At 53.4% G+C, this 745-nt stretch carries 2 protein-coding genes; both read right to left on the bottom strand.

Annotation, left to right across the window (positions count from 1 at the left end):
- Window positions 1-180: 180 nt before the first annotated feature.
- On the bottom strand, window positions 181-333 hold the full coding sequence (locus ABD361_RS30445) for a hypothetical protein (protein ID WP_344440213.1): 153 nt from the start codon (window positions 331-333) through the stop codon (window positions 181-183).
- A 34-nt stretch (window positions 334-367) separates the two neighbouring features.
- Window positions 368-628: a DNA polymerase III subunit theta gene (locus tag ABD361_RS30440; RefSeq protein ID WP_032072906.1), complete on the bottom strand. Its 261-nt coding sequence runs from the start codon at window positions 626-628 to the stop codon at window positions 368-370.
- Between the last annotated feature and the right edge of the window lie 117 nt (window positions 629-745).

The raw sequence follows: 745 nt of genomic DNA, 5'->3' as shown, positions 1-745 counted from the left end.
ATACCAGACGGGGCGTCAGGAACGGAGCTTATTTTCCTTCCTGAACTGCGCAACGCTATACCAGGCCGAAGCCAGGAAAGCAAAAACGGTGATCAGCACTCGTAATTCGTCACCCGGCTCTTTCCCCTTCAGCATCAGCGTTATGATGATGCCGGCAACGATAATCCATGCAACGCCACCTCAGAGACGCAGTTTATCCGCCGCGACATTAATCAGGATAAAAGCAACGGCCAAGATTCCCCCCCACAGAGCCGGAACAGGCTGAAACGGAATAAAAAACAGGTTAATACCGGTTAAAAGCGTCACGGCCGCAAACATCAGAGACATACGCATAAAATTTCCTCCCTGGACACACTGACTATAAGAATCACTTCTGCTGCTCATCTCCGGGTTTATGATATTCGGGCGCATTTGCGCGCGGCAGCTGCTGACTGTTCTGCCGATGAACGTCAAGCCGTTCACGGAAATACTGGCGAAGATGTTCAGGCTGTTCCCGTTCAGCCAGCTCCGGCACCACGGGCCTGTTCATCCTTTCCTGCCAGGCAACGGCAGCGGCGACTTTATCGACCGAGACCTTATCCTGATCTTCTTTTGAGAAAGAGGCGATATTCCACTTCGACATATGCATCACCGGTCTGCTTTACAGGAAGATATCCCTGATAATACGCGAATTCCGGGGCAACAGCGACTGACAACGGAGAGGAGAGTGCGCGGCGCCGGAGGCGCGGCGACGTCTCTCTCCGGC

It is taken from the genome of Streptomyces luteosporeus, from assembly GCF_039532865.1.
GTDB lineage: Bacteria > Actinomycetota > Actinomycetes > Streptomycetales > Streptomycetaceae > Streptomyces > Streptomyces luteosporeus.
Note: the sequence above shows the minus strand (reverse complement) of the source record. Positions and strands in the feature narration are given on the sequence as shown.